This window comes from Streptomyces sp. GLSS-08 (assembly GCF_056387915.1).
This window is the reverse complement of record NZ_JBWJAQ010000010.1, coordinates 92113-109065: the sequence shown is the minus strand read 5'-3', so window position 1 is coordinate 109065 and position 16953 is coordinate 92113. Positions and strand designations below refer to the sequence as shown.

At 72.1% G+C, this 16953-nt stretch carries 13 protein-coding genes; 7 read left to right on the top strand and 6 right to left on the bottom strand.

What is annotated here, in order from left to right; translation table 11 throughout:
- Positions 1-81: 81 nt before the first annotated feature.
- Both AC0ZLC_RS19455 and AC0ZLC_RS19450 read right to left on the bottom strand, forming a co-directional pair.
- Positions 82-1158 (bottom strand): dipeptidase, encoded by a 1077-nt coding sequence (locus AC0ZLC_RS19455; RefSeq protein ID WP_476753236.1) that lies wholly within the window; start codon positions 1156-1158, stop codon positions 82-84.
- Positions 1155-2510, bottom strand: coding sequence for an amidohydrolase family protein (locus AC0ZLC_RS19450; RefSeq protein WP_476753235.1), 1356 nt, complete (start codon positions 2508-2510; stop codon positions 1155-1157). The genes AC0ZLC_RS19455 and AC0ZLC_RS19450 overlap by 4 nt, the downstream gene beginning before the upstream one ends.
- Before the next feature lie 106 nt (positions 2511-2616).
- Here AC0ZLC_RS19450 and AC0ZLC_RS19445 point away from each other — a divergent pair, with 106 nt between their 5' ends.
- Both AC0ZLC_RS19445 and AC0ZLC_RS19440 read left to right on the top strand, forming a co-directional pair.
- Positions 2617-3384 (top strand): IclR family transcriptional regulator, encoded by a 768-nt coding sequence (locus tag AC0ZLC_RS19445; protein ID WP_476753234.1) that lies wholly within the window; start codon positions 2617-2619, stop codon positions 3382-3384.
- Positions 3381-4331, top strand: coding sequence for an ornithine cyclodeaminase family protein (locus AC0ZLC_RS19440; RefSeq protein ID WP_476753233.1), 951 nt, complete (start codon positions 3381-3383; stop codon positions 4329-4331). Before AC0ZLC_RS19445 ends, AC0ZLC_RS19440 begins: the two co-directional genes overlap by 4 nt.
- 43 nt (positions 4332-4374) lie before the next feature.
- On the opposite strand, the gene AC0ZLC_RS19435 is transcribed toward AC0ZLC_RS19440, so the two are convergent.
- Both AC0ZLC_RS19435 and AC0ZLC_RS19430 read right to left on the bottom strand, forming a co-directional pair.
- Positions 4375-4716, bottom strand: coding sequence for a DUF5713 family protein (locus AC0ZLC_RS19435; protein WP_476753232.1), 342 nt, complete (start codon positions 4714-4716; stop codon positions 4375-4377).
- 418 nt (positions 4717-5134) lie between these two features.
- Positions 5135-6049 carry an NADP-dependent oxidoreductase gene (locus AC0ZLC_RS19430; protein ID WP_476753231.1) on the bottom strand — a complete coding sequence of 305 codons (915 nt, stop codon included), beginning with the start codon at positions 6047-6049 and terminating at the stop codon, positions 5135-5137.
- 203 nt (positions 6050-6252) lie between these two features.
- Between AC0ZLC_RS19430 and AC0ZLC_RS19425 the strand changes: the two genes are divergently transcribed.
- Complete coding sequence (locus tag AC0ZLC_RS19425; RefSeq protein ID WP_476753230.1) at positions 6253-7509, top strand: LuxR C-terminal-related transcriptional regulator; 1257 nt, start codon at positions 6253-6255, stop codon at positions 7507-7509.
- A gap of 133 nt (positions 7510-7642) precedes the next feature.
- Here the strand turns inward: AC0ZLC_RS19425 and AC0ZLC_RS19420 are convergent, their stop codons facing one another.
- Complete coding sequence (locus AC0ZLC_RS19420; RefSeq protein ID WP_476753392.1) at positions 7643-9058, bottom strand: lipase family protein; 1416 nt, start codon at positions 9056-9058, stop codon at positions 7643-7645.
- Positions 9059-9260: 202 nt separating this feature from the next.
- Here AC0ZLC_RS19420 and AC0ZLC_RS19415 point away from each other — a divergent pair, with 202 nt between their 5' ends.
- The 3 genes from AC0ZLC_RS19415 to AC0ZLC_RS19405 all read left to right on the top strand — a co-directional run bounded on the left by AC0ZLC_RS19415 (position 9261) and on the right by AC0ZLC_RS19405 (position 12712).
- On the top strand, positions 9261-9782 hold the full coding sequence (locus AC0ZLC_RS19415) for an SRPBCC family protein (RefSeq protein ID WP_476753229.1): 522 nt from the start codon (positions 9261-9263) through the stop codon (positions 9780-9782).
- 105 nt (positions 9783-9887) lie between these two features.
- The gene (locus AC0ZLC_RS19410; RefSeq protein WP_476753228.1) at positions 9888-11252 is read left to right on the top strand and encodes an FAD-dependent oxidoreductase; all 1365 of its coding nucleotides are present in this window, start codon (positions 9888-9890) and stop codon (positions 11250-11252) included.
- 257 nt (positions 11253-11509) lie between these two features.
- Entirely contained in the window at positions 11510-12712 is a 1203-nt protein-coding gene (locus tag AC0ZLC_RS19405) for a hypothetical protein (protein WP_476753227.1), read from the top strand.
- Positions 12713-12731: 19 nt separating this feature from the next.
- Here the strand turns inward: AC0ZLC_RS19405 and AC0ZLC_RS19400 are convergent, their stop codons facing one another.
- Positions 12732-14300, bottom strand: coding sequence for a hypothetical protein (locus tag AC0ZLC_RS19400; protein WP_476753226.1), 1569 nt, complete (start codon positions 14298-14300; stop codon positions 12732-12734).
- Positions 14301-14579: 279 nt separating this feature from the next.
- Here AC0ZLC_RS19400 and AC0ZLC_RS19395 point away from each other — a divergent pair, with 279 nt between their 5' ends.
- Positions 14580-16943, top strand: coding sequence for an AbfB domain-containing protein (locus AC0ZLC_RS19395; RefSeq protein ID WP_476753225.1), 2364 nt, complete (start codon positions 14580-14582; stop codon positions 16941-16943).
- Positions 16944-16953: the final 10 nt, after the last annotated feature.

The window sequence follows — 16953 nt, the reverse complement described above, 5'->3', positions numbered from 1 at the left end:
GTCGTTCCGGAAATTCCTGCCCGGCCGGCCCGGTGAGGCGGCGGCCTGTGCAGGTCGCGGCACATCGCCGGCGGTGGAGCGTCAGGCGGGCTGCGGTGCCCAGACCCGTCCCGCGTAGTCGAGGTAGTTCCGCCCAAGGATCTTCTCGATGCGCTCGGAGCGGTAACCGCGCTTCTCCAGGAGGCGGATCAGTTCCCGGAACTGGTCCACTCCGCGCAGGTCGAGGACGAACGGGAGCGTGTCGGCGCGCTCCCCCGCCGCTCCGACGCCGGCCTGCCGGCGCAGGGCCACGTGCTCCGCGAGGTGCGCGCGGTAGGCGTCGAGATCGTCGACGGACGTGATGGTGCCGTCGGTGCCGATGCCGACGTGGTCCTCCCCGCACACGTTCACAGCGTGGTCGATGTGCTCGACCACGTCCGCCGCACCGGCGTGCCCGGAGAGGTGGAGGAAGGGCATGAAGTAGATGCCCACGAACCCGCCGCGGGAGGCGACGAGGCGCAGTTCCTCGTCGGTCTTGTTGCGGGGCAGGTCGGCCAGGGCCCGGCAGCCGGTGTGGTTGACCGACACCGGAGTGCGGGACACCGTCGCGGCCTCCAGGCAGGTGCGTTCGCCGCTGTGGGAGAGGTCGACCATGAGGTGCTGGTCGTTGAGCGCCTCGACCACGCGGCGGCCGAAGTCGCTCAGGCCCCGGTTGGACGGCGCCATCGAACCGTCGCCGAGGTGGTTGACCTGGTTGTAGGTGAGTTGGACGACCCGCACTCCCAGCCCCGCGAAGGTGGCGACGCGGCCGAGGTCGTCCCCGACGGCGACGGCGTTCTGGAAGCCGTAGACGACCCCGATCCTGCCCTCGCGCCGGGCGCGGTGGATGTCGGCGACGGTGCGGACCTTGAGGAGGTCCGCCACGTTGTCGCGGACGATCGCGTCCCATACGGCGATCTCGTGCAGGGTGTGCTCGTACGGGGGCAGGTCGCCCATCGTGTAGCCGAGGGTCACGTTGACGGCGGTGAGGCCCGAGGCGTGTGCGTCGGCCAGGGCCCGGGCGTCGATGGTGAGTTGCTCGCTGGAGGCGTTCAGTTGCGCGGCTGCCTCGGCCGACCGCGGAGCGTTGGGGTTGTCCAGTTGCCCCAGCGCGTTGATGATCATGGGGGTGGATGTCATCGGCCCTCCTCGGCCTCGTCACGGCGGGACTGTCCGGCTGCGGCTCCGGGGCGGTCGAACTCGCTGCGGGCGAAGCGGCGGCCGCGCTTGACGGTCAGGGTGACACTGCGCAGATGGTCGATGCTGCGCAGCGGATCGTCCCGCAGGACGGCGAAGTTGGCGAGTTTGCCCGGTTCGACGCTGCCCATGACGGCCCCGGCACCGGCGCTGCGGGCGCCGATGAGGGTGGCCGAGCGCAGTACCTGCGCGGGGGACATGCCGCAGTGGCTCACCAGGAACGCCAGTTCCTCGTACAGGGCGGGGAACGGGTCTTCGGCGTCGGTCTCGTAGTCGGTGCCCGTGGAGATGTCCACGCCGGCCCGGTGCGCCTGGGCCGTGAGGCGGGCCGCGAGTTCGCTGTTGGCGCGGGCACGCGCGGCGGCCTCCGGTCCGTCGCCGGCCAGGGCGTCACTTCGCCACATGCCGGCGGTCGCGTCGAGGACGGTTCCCCGCCGGCGCATCAGGGCGAACAGGTCCGTGAGGAGCGGGTCGTCGCCGTCGGCGAACCTCTCGAAGTCGATCGGCGGTTTGGCTCTGTAGCTCGTCAACGGCCCGTCGGCGCCCTCGAAGGCGAGGAGGGTCACGTGCGAGACGCTGTCCACGCCTGCCGTGACCACCTGCCGGGGCGAGGCGGGAAACACGGTGGCGTGGGCCCACACGGGGATGCCCTGACGGTGCGCTTCCGCGGTGATCGCGGCGACGGCCGCGGCGTCGAGATCGGCGTAGACCTTGATCGCGGCGGCGTGGGTGCCCCGCGCAACTGCCACGGCCAGGCGCAGGTCGGTGTCGTCGGTGACGGCCTGCATCCACGGCACCGCTCCCGGGGTCTCGCCCTGGGACACCTGGTGGGTACGCGGGTCGTCGAAGAAGCCGGGGCCCGCCATCAGTGCGGCGTAGCGGATGTCGGGGCCGGGGATCTCGCCGACGAGAGTGGCTCTGGCGAGGTCGCCCACCTGCCGCAGATCGTCCGCCATGTCACGGATCGCGGTGACGCCGCTGTAGACGAGCCGGCGAAGCACCGCCTCGGCCGCGGGCCGGTCGGGAGGCGTCGCGATGTGCTGGTGGGAGTCGATCAGGCCGGGGATGACGAAGCGTCCGTCGAGGTCGAACATCTCGGCGTCGGCGGGCAGTTCGACGGTGGTATCGGCGTCGTCGCCGACCGCCCGGATCCACGCGCCGTCGGTGACGATCGTCGTCGACGGCCGCAGCGGTCCCCCGCTCCCGTCGAACAGTGTGGCTCCGCGGTACACCGTGACCGCACCGTCCGGCGGGGGCGCGTGTGGGTTCGGCTCGGCCGGTGCCGCGTGGATCATCTTCACCTCAAGACGGCTTGTTACGCTGTACGTAACAGATGTATCGTCACTGGAAACAGGTGCACCGTACGCTGGCCGCTCTCGACACCACAAGGAGTGGTCCGACTTGCCCGAAGCACGCAGCTCGGCCGTGGACAAGGCGCTCGATCTGGTCGAGGCCGTGGCCCGCTCACCCCACCCCCTTCGCCTCACGGACCTGGCCGACGCGGCCGGCCTGCATCGCGCGACCGCCTACCGTGTCCTGCTCGACCTCGTACGCCGGGGCTGGGTGCTGCGTGCCGGTGACCGCTACCTGCCCGGCACCGCGGTGCTGGGCCTGTCGTCCTCCGCAGCGCGGAACTCGCTGACGGCTCTCGCCCGACCCGTCCTCGCGGCGCTGTCCGACAGCACGGGGATGATGGTCAACCTGCAGGTACTGGAGGCCGACCGGGCCAGAGTGATCGACGTCGTACGCCCCGAACGGCTCGCCATGATCACGCGGCTCATGGACGAGGCCCTGCCCGTTCACCGGTTCGCCGGCCCCCTCGCGCTGGTCGCCGCGCTCGCTCCGGGCGCCCGCGCCCCCTACCTCCGCCTGGCCGAGGCGGCAGGACATCCCCTGACCGGGCCCGGCGGGCTGCTGGCCGACATCGAGCGCACCGAGCGGAGCGGATTCGCCGTCGAGCACGGCCGCAACGAACAGCCCGTCGCCTCCCTCAGCCGCGCCGTCGTCCCCACCCCGGGAGCACCCGCCTGCGCCCTGACCGTCGTCGGCCTGGTTACGGAGTTCGACGAGGCCCGCCTGGCCGTGCTGCGCGGACAACTCCGTTCGGCCGCGGACGACTTGCAGCGTCTCCTGGCCGGTCCCGGCGTTCCCGCGGACGGTTCGGCGTGAGCGGGGTCCTCGTCCTCGACCGGGCGCTGACACGCGCCGCCCTCGATCCCCGCCGGGTGATGGACGCCGTGGCGACGGCACTCATGGCCGTCAGTGCCAACGAGGCCCACGCACCGCCGCGGATCGCCGCCCGCGCCCCGGGCGGGCTGCTGGGCGCGATGCCCGGACACGTGCCAGGACTGGGGCTCGCGGCCAAGCTCGTCTCCGTGTTCGCCGACCCGACCCGGCCCGGACGCAGTTCACACCGGGGGGTCGTGGCGCTGTTCGACGCCGAGGACGGCAGCCCGCTGGCCCTGATGGACGCCGAGTCCCTCACCGCCGTCCGGACCGCCGCGTCGGCCACCCACAGCGCCCGCGCCCTGGCGGCTCCCCGCGCCGGGACCGTCGCCGTCATCGGGACCGGCGCGCAGGCCCGCGCCCAGATAGAGCTGCTCGCCGCACTCGATCCGGCGACCCCCGTGGTGGTGGCGGGCCGTGACGCCGAGCGCGCCGGACGCGCCGCGGCAGCGCACCCGGCCGCACGGACCGCGCGGAGCATCGAGGCGGCGGTCCGCGAGGCCGGCACGGTCTTCTGCTGCACCGGGGCCGCCCGGCCCGTGATCGAGCGGGCCTGGATCGCTCCCGGCACCCACATCAGCTCGGTGGGCGGCTCGCACGGGCCGGAACTGGACGCGGCCACCGTGCACGACGCGACTCTCTTCGCGGAGTGGGCGGGTGCCGCCACGGCCGGAGTCCCGGCGGGAGCCCACGAGTTGCAGAGCCTGCCTCCCGGGCGGACGGTCACCCTGCTCGGTTCCGTGCTGTCCGGAGACCACCCCGGTCGGCGCAGCGGGACCGAACTGACCGTCTTCAAGTCCACCGGTCACGCCGCCCTGGACGTCGCGGCGGCACACGTCGCGCATGCTGTCGCCCGCGCGGAGGGATGGGGCACGCTCGTCGACCTGTGATCGAACGGCCTTGCCCGAGACGGGCGTTCAGGACCGGGCCGCCTCACCATTCACGGGCCGCGATCAGCTCCTCCGCGTCCGCGTCGGCGAACCCGTACGTGTCGGCGATGAAGGCGAACTCCTCGGCTATCTCCTCTCGGGCCACGGTCTCGATCTCGCTGCCGGCCGCGTCGAACTCGGCCTCCAGGGCGTTGAACTCCTCCGTGGCCGCTTCGGTCAGCGCGTACAGGGCGGCGAGGTCCGCCGGGCGTTCCTCCTCGATGCGTCCGCACAGCCTCAGCAGGATCGCCGTGCCCCGGTCCAGCACGTGGTCGGGGTAGTAGTCGTCCTCGTACAGCGCCCGCAGGAACGCGTGGTCAAGCACCTGCTGATTGCTGATCGACATCCTGTTGACTCCCTGCCCGGCCCGACGACGTGTCACCCGGATCATGCCGGACCCCACTGACATCGCCGCGCGGCGCTCCGGTCAGGCCGCCCCAGGCGTCCCGGACATCGAGGCCGGGTCCGAGGATGCCGCTGGCAACGGGAAAACCCCACCCCGGGCGACCGGGGTGGGGCTGTGTGGAGCGCCGGGCAGGCCTTGCACCTGCATCTCCCCGCAGGAAGCGGGGCGTCTTTCCTTGGACCACCAACGCGAGGCGCGGTGCCGGTGGTTCGGCGACGCGCTCAAGATCGATGATACCCCACGCCCACGCCCACGCCCACGCCCACGCCCACGCCCCGGCCCCCGCCCACGCGCGCGTCGGCCGTGAACGGCCGCTCCGTCGAACCGGGTTGCCCCGGACGGCCGTCCCGAGGGCCTGTCACACCTGGAGGACCAGCTTGCCGCGCACGTGTCCCGTCTCGCTCAGCTCCTGCGCCTTCGCCGCGTCGGCCAGCGGGAACGTCTCCGCGACCGGGACGGTCAGCCGGCCCTCGACGGCGAGGCGGCCGTGCTCCGTCAGCCACCCGCGCACCACCTCCGACGGAGTGCCGCCGCCGGAGAACGGGACGCCGTACTCGGCCGCGTCCGTCGCCGCGATCGTGACGATCCGGTCCGTCGTGCCGCCCCGCAGTTCGATCGAGACGGGCAGCGTGTCATGTCCGGCGGCGTCGAAGACCGCGTCGACACCGGACGGAGCGGCCGACCTCACCCGGCCGGCGAGGCCCTCCCCGTAGGCGACGGGGACGGCGCCCAGCGCACGCAGGAAGTCGTGGTTGGCCGGGGACGCCGTACCGATCACCGTCGCGCCGAGCGTCACCGCCAGCTGGACGGCGACCTGCCCGACCGCGCCCGCCGCGCCGTGCAGCAGCAGCGTCTCGCCCGACTTCAGGCCGAGTTGCCCGAGGACGCGCCGCGCGGTCTCGCCGGCCACGGGCAGGGCAGCCGCCGCCTCGAAGGAGAGTCCGGCCGGCTTGTGGACGATGTCACCGGCGACGGCGTACTCGGCGTACGCGCCCGTCCTCGTCCATCCGAACACCTCGTCACCTGCCGCGAACTCGGTGACGCCTTCGCCGGGTTCCGCCACGACACCGGCGAACTCGAGGCCCGGCACGGCCGGGAAGGTCGTCGGGTAGAACTCCTCCACCCATCCGTGACGGCGCTTGTGGTCCAGTGGGTTGACGCCGACCGTCACCACACGGACCAGCACCTCACCCGGGCCCGGCACCGGCCGGTCCACCTCGCCGAACTTCAGAACGTCCGGGCCGCCGAACTCGTCATAGCTGATCGCCTTCATCTGTCACTCCCGTAGTCGTGTGCCGAGGCCGTCGTGTGCCGAGGCCGTGGCTGGTGGCCCAGGCCTCGACGGCCCGGCCGGCTGGCTGGCCGGCTGGCTCAAGCCTCAGCGGCGGGGCGGACGGCAGCGGCCGGTCTTCGGGACAGTTCCACCTGTCCGAAAGGACAGGTGGTTCCACCGGTCGGCTCACTACGCTGGAGCGCATGGAACTGACCGGCTCCGTGCCAGCCCTGACCGCCGCCTACGACGTGATCCGCCGGCCCCTCGGCGAGATCCTGCCGCAGCTGTCCTCGGTCCTCGCCGAGCCGGTCCCGCACCGCGCGGCCGCCGAGCTGTCCACCCACTGCGCGCACTCGCCCTTCAAGGCACACGGCGACGAGGCCGTCGTCGCCCGGCTCACCGCCGCCGACCTGGTGCCGCTGCTCGACACCGGTGTCGCAGGCCGTCCCTGGCAGGGCGTGCTCCCGCTCGCAGGCGCGGAGCACCCGGTGCTCGCGGTGCGCAGCGACGCGACGCCGCGGGGCGCGGTCCTGCTGCTGGTGCGGGAGGACGACACCGTGCTCGACGCGGATGTCCTCGCGGTCGTCCAGGCGCTGTGGGACGTGGTGACCAGCCACTTCGACCGGCTGGCGGCGGAGGCCGTGCCGGGCGCACTGGCCCGCTCCCGTACCGCCGCCGGGACACGTGCGCAGGTGATCGCCGAACTGGGCGAGGCGCACGCCGCGGAGCTCACCGGGCTGCTGGCCGTGCTGCGCAGCCGCACCCTCGGCGACGCGGCCGCCCGCGCCGCCGCCACCGAGCTGGCCGTCACGGGCATGGTGGAGCTGAGGGCGCGGGCCGAACGGGACCGGGAGATGGCCGAGGAGCCCGCCGACCAGGCGTTCGCGCGGCTCGCGGACTCCCTGCGGCCGCTCGTGCGCTACGGCCCGGTCCGCCTGGAACTGGGCGCGCCGCAGGCCACGAAGCCACTGGCGGCCGACGTGGCCCACACCGCGAGGGCGGTCGTGCGGGCGGTGCTCATGAAGGTGCTGGAGCAGGACGCGGTGCAGCGGGTCCACGTCGGCTGGCACGTCACCGAGGACGAACTGCGCGCGACCGTACGGGACGACGGGCCCGGCACCCTGTCGCACTGCACCCTCGGACCCGGCCGGGTCGTGGACCGCCTCGACGTGCTGGACGGACGCCTCGACGTCGACGCCGTGCCGGGCTGGGGTACGACGGTCACGGCGACCATCCCGCTGCGTGCGCCGCAGGACCCGGTGGCGCACCCGCTGACCTCGCTGGGCGAGCGGGAGCTGGAGGTGCTGAGGAGGCTGGCGCTCGGGCACCGCAACCGGGTGATCGCGCAGGAGCTGCACATCAGTGAGTCCACGGTGAAGTTCCACGTCGCCAACATCCTGACGAAGCTGGGCGTCGGTTCGCGCGGTGAGGCGGCGGCGCTCTTCCACGCCGCCGCGTGACCCGACGGTCCAGTTGAGCCGCACGGTGATCGGGGAGTTCGACACCGTCGTCGCACGCTGCTGCCCGACGGCGTGAAACGGCCGCGCCCACCGCGCGGGAGCGTGGTGGGCGCGGCGGGTGTGCCGGGGCGGGTCAGTGCTGGAGAGGCATCGACCAGCAGTTGGACGTGGCCGGCTTGCCGGAGAGGCGGTCGGTCAGCCACGACACCGCGTCGCCCTGGTCGGTGATGAGGGGAACCAGGTGATTGGTGATCAGCTTGTCGCCGAGGTTCGGCAGGTCGACGGCCTCGTAGGTGACGTTGCCGCCCTTGCGGCACCAGTCCACGGCCAGTTGGCGCGCCTGTGCGTGCGGGACGATGTCGTCCTGGGTGCCGGTCGCCACCCGCACCGGACCGGTGGGCCGGAGGGTGCCGATGCGCTGCTTGTCGAGGGCGGCCCGCGCCTTGGGCTCGGCCGCGATGACGTCGGCGATGGACGTGCCGCCGGTGGTCCACTTGGTGCTCTTGGCGAAGCCGTAGCCGAAGATCGCGTCGCCGACGCACATGGTCGACATGTCCTTGAGCGCGGCCCTGCCGGTGGCGTTGATGTTGGCCTCGACGACGGCCCGCAGGTCGGGGTCCGACTGGGCGAAGCCGTTGATGGACCAGCCGAGCGCGCCGGCCAGGGCGCTGCCGTCGATGCCCTTCATGACCGCGGTCAGGTCGGCGGGCGGGGCGCCGGCGTAGGTGCCGGCGATCTTCACGTCGGGGGCGTAGAGGGACTGCAGTTCGGCGGCCGCGGCACTGGCCCCGCCGCCCTGGCTGTAGCCGTACAGGCCGACGCGTGAGTCGGGCGTGATCGAGGCGCCGGGCACGGTGTGGGCCGCGCGGGCCGCGTCCAGGAGTGCGTGGCCCTGGTCGAGGCGGTTGACGTAGGTGTGGAGTCGGTCGGTCGCGCCGAGGCCGACGTAATCGGTGACGACCACCGCCGCGCCGGTGGACAGGAGCCTGTAGATCGCCAGGTCCTCGTAGGCGATCGAGACGGTCTCGCCCCGCAGGGTCAGCGGATACTGCAGTGCCATCGAGGGCGCGCACTGGTCGCCCTGCCCCATGGTGCCCGAGGCGAGCGCCACCAGCGGGCGGGGTCCGTCGCCCTTCCAGGCGGCCGACGGTTCGATGTAGGCGCCGGTCACCGCGACGGGCTGCCCGTTCGAGTCGGTGGACTTGTACATCAGCCTGGTCGCCGTGCCGGGCAACGGGCGGCCGTCCAGGCCGGGGAGGCTCAGCCCCAGGGGAAGGGGCTCCTGGCGGATGAGGGTGCCGTTGGCGGCGGGCAGCTGGGCGGGCGGGTCGTAGAAGGCGGGGATGGTCACCCCGCGGGAGACGACGGGCTCCGTCCCGGTGGCGGCGGAGGCCGGCAGGGCCGGCATGCCCAGACAGGCCGTCGCGGCCACCATGACGGCCAACAGCCGTGTGCGGTGGGGTCTTTGCCTGCGGACGGCCGCGGCCGTCCGGTGCGGGGCCGGCTGGTCGCCGGCTTCGCTGACGATGGGACGCGACCGGGTGCTCATGCGGCTCACGGTTACTCCTCGCTCTGCTCCGATGCAGGTGAGCGGAAGCTAGCACCGACCCCTTACCGGGGGTAACTGGTCAGTAAGTTACGGCACGGTAACTATTCCTTGCGTCAACCACGTACAGGCGGCGGGAACTCGCGCGACTCATGACACCGCCCCTACTGGCGAGTAGGTTGAGCGGCGAGGAAAGGACTCCCGCATGCCCCGCACACTCACCGTGACGCGCAGCATCCTCGTGAAGGCGTCACCGTCGTCGGTGTACGAGGAGATCGCCCGCCCGGCCCGGATGGGGCGGTGGAGCCCCGAGAACCTCGGCGCGACCGTGCCGGGGCCGGACGAACCGGCGCAGGTCGGCCTGGTCTTCGAGGGCCACAACAAGCGCGGCCTGTTCCGGTGGACGACCCGCTGCACCGTGATCGCGGCGGCCCCCGGCCGCCGCTTCGCCTTCCGCGTCCACGCGATCGGACTCAAGCGCCCCTGGCTGCGCGCACCGATCGCCACCTGGGAGTACCGGTTCACCGAGCAGGGGGACGCCACGCGGGTGACCGAGTCCTGGACCGACGACCGGCGCTCCTGGCCGACCCTCCTTGCCAACGCCTTCGACTTCGGCGCGACCGGCGGAAAGACCTTCGCCGCCTTCCAGGTCGGCAACATCGACCGGACATTGCGCAATCTGAAGCGGGAACTGGAGGCCGACCGGACCCCGGGGCCGCACTCATAAGGCGGCTTTATGACGTCATCAACCGGACCCGCGTACCAAGTTAGGATTGCCTTAATTTAGGCTTCCCGACGAGCCAGCCTGTCGTCGCTCGAAGGGAACCTGATCATGCCGCGCCCCCTGCGGGTAGCCATCGTCGGAGCCGGTCCCGCCGGTATCTACGCCGCCGATGCGTTGCTGAAATCGGAAGCGGCCGGCGACCCCGGGGTTTCCATCGACCTCTTCGAGCGGATGCCGGCCCCCTTCGGCCTGATCCGCTACGGCGTGGCGCCCGACCACCCGCGGATCAAGGGCATCATCACCGCCCTGCACCAGGTGCTCGACAAGCCGCAGATACGTCTCTTCGGCAATGTCGACTATCCGCGGGACATCGACCTCGACGACCTGCGCGCCTTCTACGACGCCGTCGTCTTCTCCACGGGCGCGACGGCGGACCGGGCGCTCGACATCCCGGGAATCGACCTCGACGGCTCGTACGGCGCGGCCGACTTCGTCTCCTGGTACGACGGGCACCCGGACGTCCCCCGCAGCTGGCCCCTGAACGCGGAGAAGGTCGCCGTCCTCGGCGTCGGGAACGTCGCACTCGACGTCGCCCGCATCCTGGCCAAGACGGCGGACGAACTCCTGCCGACCGAGATCCCGCCGAACGTCTACGACGGTCTGAAGGCCAACCCGGCCCGCGAGATCCACGTCTTCGGGCGCCGCGGCCCGGCACAGGCCAAGTTCAGCCCCATGGAGCTGCGGGAACTGGACCACTCCCCCACCATCGAGGTCATCGTCGACCCCGAGGACATCGACTACGACGACGGCTCGATCGCCACCCGGCGCGGCAACAAGCAGGCCGACATGGTCGCCAAGACCCTGGAGAACTGGGCGATCCGCGACGTCGGCGACCGGCCGCACAAGCTGTTCCTGCACTTCTTCGAGTCGCCCACCGAGATCCTCGGCGAGGACGGCCGCGTCACCGGGCTGCGCACCGAGCGCACCGAACTCGACGGCACCGGCAACGTCAAGGGCACCGGAGTCCACAAGGACTGGGACGTCACCGCCGTCTACCGCGCCGTCGGCTACCTGTCCGACCAGTTGCCCAAGCTCCCCTGGGACCTCGCGTCCGGCACCGTCCCGGACCGGGGCGGCCGGGTCATCGAGGCCACCGGCGAGCACCTCCGGTCCACCTACGTCACCGGATGGATCCGCCGGGGGCCCATCGGACTCATCGGGCACACCAAGGGCGACGCCAACGAGACCGTCGCCAGCCTGCTCGACGACCACGCGAACGGCCGCCTGCTCACCCCCGTCTCCCCGGCACCGGAAGCGGTCGAGGCGTTCCTCGCCGAGCGCAACGTCCGCTACACCACCTGGGACGGCTGGTACCGGCTGGACGCCGCGGAGAAGGCGCTCGGCGAACCCCAGGGCCGCGAGCGCGTGAAGATCGTCGAGCGGGACGGGATGCTCGACGCCAGCGGCGCGTAGGAACCACACCGCGCGGTACGGCGGCCGGCCCCCGTGATCCCCGCCGGGGTCACGGACGGCCGGCTCGCCGGGCCGCGTCAGGGAGATTCCGCGCCCGTAAGCCGCCGAGGCACCGCCCCGGCCGGCAGGCGCCCACCGGCCGGCGGACGAATCCGCGCACGACACGAGGCGAAGGACCACGCACCCCTCCCCCGGCTCCGCGGTCGGCACGGCCCATACTGGGAGACGCCCGCCGTCCCCCACCTGCAGAGTGATTCATGGCTAAGTCCCCCACCGTCCGCGCCTCGGTCCCCGACACCGTGTGGTTGGCACGCGGGCGCTACGTCGGCCCCGGCGCGGACGAGGTCGTCCGACGGCGTCTGCGCGAGCAGAAGAGCAACCAGGTGATCCAGGACCACCTGGAACTCGACGCCACCGGTGACGGCGCGGACCGCCGCGTCTTCGAGGCGCGCTGGCAGGTCCTCGACGGCGTCACCGTGCGCGCCCGGCTGACGGTCGACGCCGTCGACGGCAGCGGCGACGAGCACACCTGGTCGCTCGTGGCCGAGGCGGAGCAGCCCTGGGACCTGCACATGCCGTCACCCGCCACCATGTTCTGGCCGGAGGACGCCGATGTGCCCTGGGACCACGACGTCGTCCCGGGACCGCGGTTCCGGGACATCAATCCGCTGCCGGCCGAGGACAAGGCGCTGCGACGCCTGCTCACCACTGCCGCGCGCCACACCTGGAGCATCCACGTCGTCGTCCACGAGGCGATGACCACCGACGAGCGCGGTCACCGGCCGCTGGCACGGCTGCTGCCGCCCAGCCTGCGGCACCGCGTCGTGGAGCACCGTGCCGCACCCGACCAGTACCAGATCGTCAACTGGGCGCTCTACGACCTGGGCGTACGGGTTCCGCGCGGCGGCGCCGTCGTCCTGCCCGGGACACCGCCGAGGCCCGGCTACGAGGACGACGACTTCACCGTGCGGAGCGTCTTCCTGGACGGGTCGCGGCCCACCGAGCTCATCGACAAGGTGACACGCTTCGCCGCGCTGCCCGGACCCCTGCTCGCCGACGCCTCGGCCGCGGTGTCCGACCTGCGCGAACAGTGGCACCTGATGACCGTGGAGGAGGAGCTGGCCCACGCCCGCGCCCTCGTGGCCACGTACGCCGAAGCGCTCGACGCCATGACCAAGTCCCGCGACCTGTACCGGGAAGCCGCGGAACTCGCCCATGAGGCACTGGCCGCCGTCCAGGACGCGCCCGGCGGCGCGCCCGCCGTCGGAAGGCCCCGCAGACCCGAGGGTTCCCCGCTCCGCGGGCTGACGAAGACCTTCGAACGGCTCAGGGACACCGCCGCGTCGCTCCGCCTGCCGGCCGCGTCCGCAAAAACGCCCGGCACACCGCTCGAGGACACCGGCGTGCCCGCCGGCGATCCCGCCACCGAGGTGCCTCCCGCCCGCGACGTGCGCGGGTAGGCCGGCCCCGCGCCGGCCCTCAGGTGCCCAGACCGAAGCCCTTCGTCGTGTAGGCGCACTCGGTGTAGACGTAGCCGGACGACAGCTTGGCCGTGTCCGAGGCGGGGGTCGTACCGGACGTGCCGGACTTCGGCTTGTGCAGGAAGTACGTCGTGCCGACGGGCAGGCTGATCGTGCGCTGCGGGTACTTCTTGCCGCTGTCGCTGCAGGGCTTGAATCCCAGTGCGAGCGTGCTCGACGTGGAGTAGGCGGTGCAGCTGCCGCAGCCCTTGAGCGTGACGCTGCCCGTCACCGGTCCGGTGAACAGGACGGTGATCTCGTCGGGGCTGTCGTTCTTGAGCGTGACGGAGATGCTGCCGCCGGAAGCCGTCGTCGGCAGGCGCTTGCCCGCCGCGGGAATCGTCTGGGCGATCTCCGCCGCTATGGCGATCTTCTGGGCGCGCGCCCGGTTCTTGTGCCCCTTGTTGTCGTCGGCGAAGTCGTTCATGGTGGTGACCGCTTCCGCGAAGTCACCGTCCTCGTACTGGTCCACTCCGCAGTCGTACGCACCCGATTCGGCGCTTCTGTCCGCCCGGCCGACATCCTTGGCGAGCGCCTGGGCGGCGCCGGCCTCCTCCCCCTTCAGACCCGCGACTTGGGAACTGAGCGCCTTCAACCGGTTGACGGCGGCGCAGGGTTCGTCGCCGCGCACGTCCTTGACCGCCCTGTCGACCGCGGAGCCGACGGCCGGTTCGACCTTCGCCGCCTGCTCCGACTGTGGGAACGCGGTGAGGAGTTCACCGAAGCGGGTCGGCCAGGCGGCGTCGCCCTCGGTCAGGCCGTCCGATCCGCACTCGTACAGAGAGGTGGCCAGGCGGTCGTCGGGCCAGGTGGCCAGCGACCCGAGAACCTCCTTGTCCGTGGACCGGGACAGCGTGCGCAGGTAGGTGAGGGACGGGATCGCGTCGCAGTACTTCTTGTCCTCGTAGGGGGCGCCGACCGTCGTGTAGTAGGTCCTCATGCTGCCCGGCACGCGATCGGCCGCCCGGGAGCCGGGGTGGTCGTCCCGCAGGTCGGTGTAGACGCGCCACGCGTCACGGAAGTCGGACTCGGCCCCGGTGAACGGTTTGCCCTCGGCGGCCCGGACGAGGCGGTCGGCCCGCTCCAGCCGGTCGAGGAGCATCTGCTCGGTGGCTTCGTCACGCGCACCGTCGTACAGCACGACTCCGCCGGCCGGGACGGCGAGAAGCAGCAGGCCGAGCCCGATCGCGAGGGGAGCCCGGGGCGGCCACGCCAGCCGGGTGCGCAGCCCTACGATCCCGCCGTGGACGGCCGCGAGCACGAGGAACACCACGTAGGCGGTGAGAGCTGCGCCGGAGACGCCGTCCGGGTCGGCCGGCAGCGCGACGAACAGCAGGATGGCGGTCGCGGCCCAGCACACCGCCGCGAGGAGCCTGCGGCGCACGAGCACGTAGCCGAGCCCCAGGCCGCTGCAGTTGAGCAGCGCCACCGCCACGGCCCGCAGGGGATCTGCGGGTGCGGGCGGTGGGGCGGACGGCATCGGAGGGACCACGAATCCGTGCGTCGTCCCGTACTGATCACCTGACATGTCGGCTCCCCCCGGTCAACTGCGCCCGCACGTCTGCGATCTGGCAGTGTACGTTCGGTTGCTCCGTCGCAACAGTGGGTGCACGGGGTGATCTCGCGGGGCGACGGGGCGAATCTCCGGAAATGCCATTGTCATGCACCTGTACAGCGGGTCGGGGCCGTGCTGTCATGCCAATGGCCGCCCTTTCCAACGTTGTACAGGCCGGGCGGTGAGCCGCAACCCCAGCCGCTCGACGTACGTGCACGTCCTTGCGCCCCTTTCCGAACCCAAGGAGTCACGATGCGCAGCACCGCCCCTCCACGCCCCGCGACCCTGTGGCTCAGACGGCGAGCGAGGCGGGTCACCTCCGTGCTCGCCCCCCTCACGCTGGTGTGCGCGGCCGCCCTGACGGCCACGGGCGCCGCCCAGGCCGCTCCCGCCGCATGGACCCCCAAACCGTCTCCGATGACCACCCCGTGGACGAACCAGGTCCCCGTCGACAAGCCGCTGCCGGAGTACCCGCGCCCTCAGCTCACCCGCCCCGACTGGGCCAACCTGAACGGCGTCTGGGACTTCGCCGTCACCCCGGCGGACGCGGGCCGGCCCGCGTCGTTCCCCGACCGGATCCGGGTGCCGTTCGTCGCCGAGTCCGCACTCTCCGGCATCCAGCGCAGGATCACCCAGAACGACAAGCTCTGGTACCAGCGCAGCTTCACGGTCCCCGCGGGCTGGAACGGCCGCCGCGTCCAGCTCAACTTCGGTGCCAGCGACTGGCGTACGACGGTCTGGGTCAACGACAGGCAGGCCGGGGGCGCCCACAGCGGGGGGTACGACTCCTTCTCGTACGACATCACCGACCTGCTCAACGGCGGCACCAACACCGTCGTCGTCTCGGTCTGGGACCCCACCCAGGCGGGCGGCCAGGCGATCGGCAAGCAGCGCATCAACGACGTGGCCCCGCACCCCGGTGGCGGGATCTTCTACACCGCCGCCTCCGGCATCTGGCAGACGGTGTGGCTGGAGCCCACGGCCGCGGCCCACATCACGCGGCTCGACCTGGTGCCCGACCTCGCGAACAACACACTCAGGGTCACCGTGAGAGGTGACGGCGTCCTGGGCCAGAACGCGCGGGTGACCGTCTCCTCGGGCTCGACCACGGTGGGCAGCGCGACCGGCCCGGTCGGCAGCACGTTCTCGGTACCGGTACCCGGCCCGCACCTGTGGACGCCCGATGACCCGTTCCTCTACGACGTGCGGGCGGACCTGGTCGCCGGTACGACGACGGTCGACTCCGTGGGCAGCTACACGGGCATGCGCTCGATCGGCATCGCGAAGGCCGGCGGCGTCCCGCGCCCCGTCCTCAACGGCACGTTCCTCTTCCAGACCGGCACCCTCGACCAGGGGTACTGGCCGGACGGCATCTACACCGCGCCGACCGACGACGCCCTCCGGTACGACCTGCAGAAGCACAAGGACCTCGGCTTCAACATGGTGCGCAAGCACATCAAGGTCGAACCCCAGCGCTGGTTCTACTGGGCGGACAAGCTGGGGCTGCTGGTGTGGCAGGACATGCCCTCGATGGACACCCGCACCCCGGACGGCGCCGCCCGGACGCAGTGGGAGACCGAGTACGACCGCATCATCGACCAGCACCGCAGCTCACCCTCCCTGGTGATGTGGGTCGCCCAGAACGAGGGCTGGGGGCAGTACGACCAGGCTCGCATCGCCGACCACGTCAAGGCGTACGACCCCTCGCGGCTGGTGGACAACATGAGCGGCGTCAACTGCTGCGGCGCGGTCGACGGCGGCAACGGCGACGTCCTCGACCACCATGTCTACGTCGGCCCCGGCACCACAGTGCCCGGCACCACCCGCGCCGCCGTCCTCGGCGAGTACGGCGGCCTGGGCCACGAGGTGCCGGGTCACGAGTGGTATCCGGGCGGCGGCTTCAGCTACGAGGACCAGCCGGACCCCGCCCACCTCGACAACCGCCTGGTCGGACTCCTCGACGCCCTGCGCGAGGTGCGGATGCCGGCCGGACTCTCCGCCTCCGTCTACACGGAGATCACCGACGTGGAGAACGAGGCGAACGGCCTGCTCACCTATGACCGGCAGGTCGTCAAGGTGGACACGGCCCGCGTCCGGGCCGCCAACCGCGCGCTCATCGACGCCTCCCGCACGCCGGTGACCCCCGTCGCCCTGCCCGCGAACCAGTACAGGTCCCTGCGGGTCACCACACCCGGCTACACGAACCGCTATCTGCGGCACCGGGACGGCGCCGCGTACACCGACGTGGTCGACGCCACCGGCAGCGCCCTGCTCAGGAACGACGCCACCTGGAAGATCGTGCCGGGCCTCGCCGACAGCGCGTGCTACTCCTTCGAGTCACGCAACTACCCCGGCCAGTACCTGCGCCACCGCGACTTCCGCGTCTACAAGGAGGCGGGCAGCGGGGACGTGTTCAGGGCGGACGCGACCTTCTGCGCCGTACGGGGCGCGGGCGGCGCCGTACGGCTGTCCGCGTCGAACTTCCCCGAGCAGTATCTGCGGCACTACAACGCCGAGTTGTGGCTCGCCACGCCGGGCGGCACCCACGCCTGGGACAACCCCGCCTCGTTCGCCGAGGACACCACGTGGGCCGTCGAGGCGCCCTGGTCGCCCTGAGCGGAGGCGA

Coding starts and splice junctions, on each gene's coding strand:
- AC0ZLC_RS19455 (WP_476753236.1), bottom strand. CDS start 1,158: ATGACATCCACCCCCATGATCATCAACGCGCTGGGGCAACTGGACAAC.
- AC0ZLC_RS19450 (WP_476753235.1), bottom strand. CDS start 2,510: ATGATCCACGCGGCACCGGCCGAGCCGAACCCACACGCGCCCCCGCCG.
- AC0ZLC_RS19435 (WP_476753232.1), bottom strand. CDS start 4,716: ATGTCGATCAGCAATCAGCAGGTGCTTGACCACGCGTTCCTGCGGGCG.
- AC0ZLC_RS19430 (WP_476753231.1), bottom strand. CDS start 6,049: ATGAAGGCGATCAGCTATGACGAGTTCGGCGGCCCGGACGTTCTGAAG.
- AC0ZLC_RS19425 (WP_476753230.1), top strand. CDS start 6,253: ATGGAACTGACCGGCTCCGTGCCAGCCCTGACCGCCGCCTACGACGTG.
- AC0ZLC_RS19420 (WP_476753392.1), bottom strand. CDS start 9,058: ATGAGCACCCGGTCGCGTCCCATCGTCAGCGAAGCCGGCGACCAGCCG.
- AC0ZLC_RS19415 (WP_476753229.1), top strand. CDS start 9,261: ATGCCCCGCACACTCACCGTGACGCGCAGCATCCTCGTGAAGGCGTCA.
- AC0ZLC_RS19410 (WP_476753228.1), top strand. CDS start 9,888: ATGCCGCGCCCCCTGCGGGTAGCCATCGTCGGAGCCGGTCCCGCCGGT.
- AC0ZLC_RS19405 (WP_476753227.1), top strand. CDS start 11,510: ATGGCTAAGTCCCCCACCGTCCGCGCCTCGGTCCCCGACACCGTGTGG.
- AC0ZLC_RS19400 (WP_476753226.1), bottom strand. CDS start 14,300: ATGTCAGGTGATCAGTACGGGACGACGCACGGATTCGTGGTCCCTCCG.
- AC0ZLC_RS19395 (WP_476753225.1), top strand. CDS start 14,580: ATGCGCAGCACCGCCCCTCCACGCCCCGCGACCCTGTGGCTCAGACGG.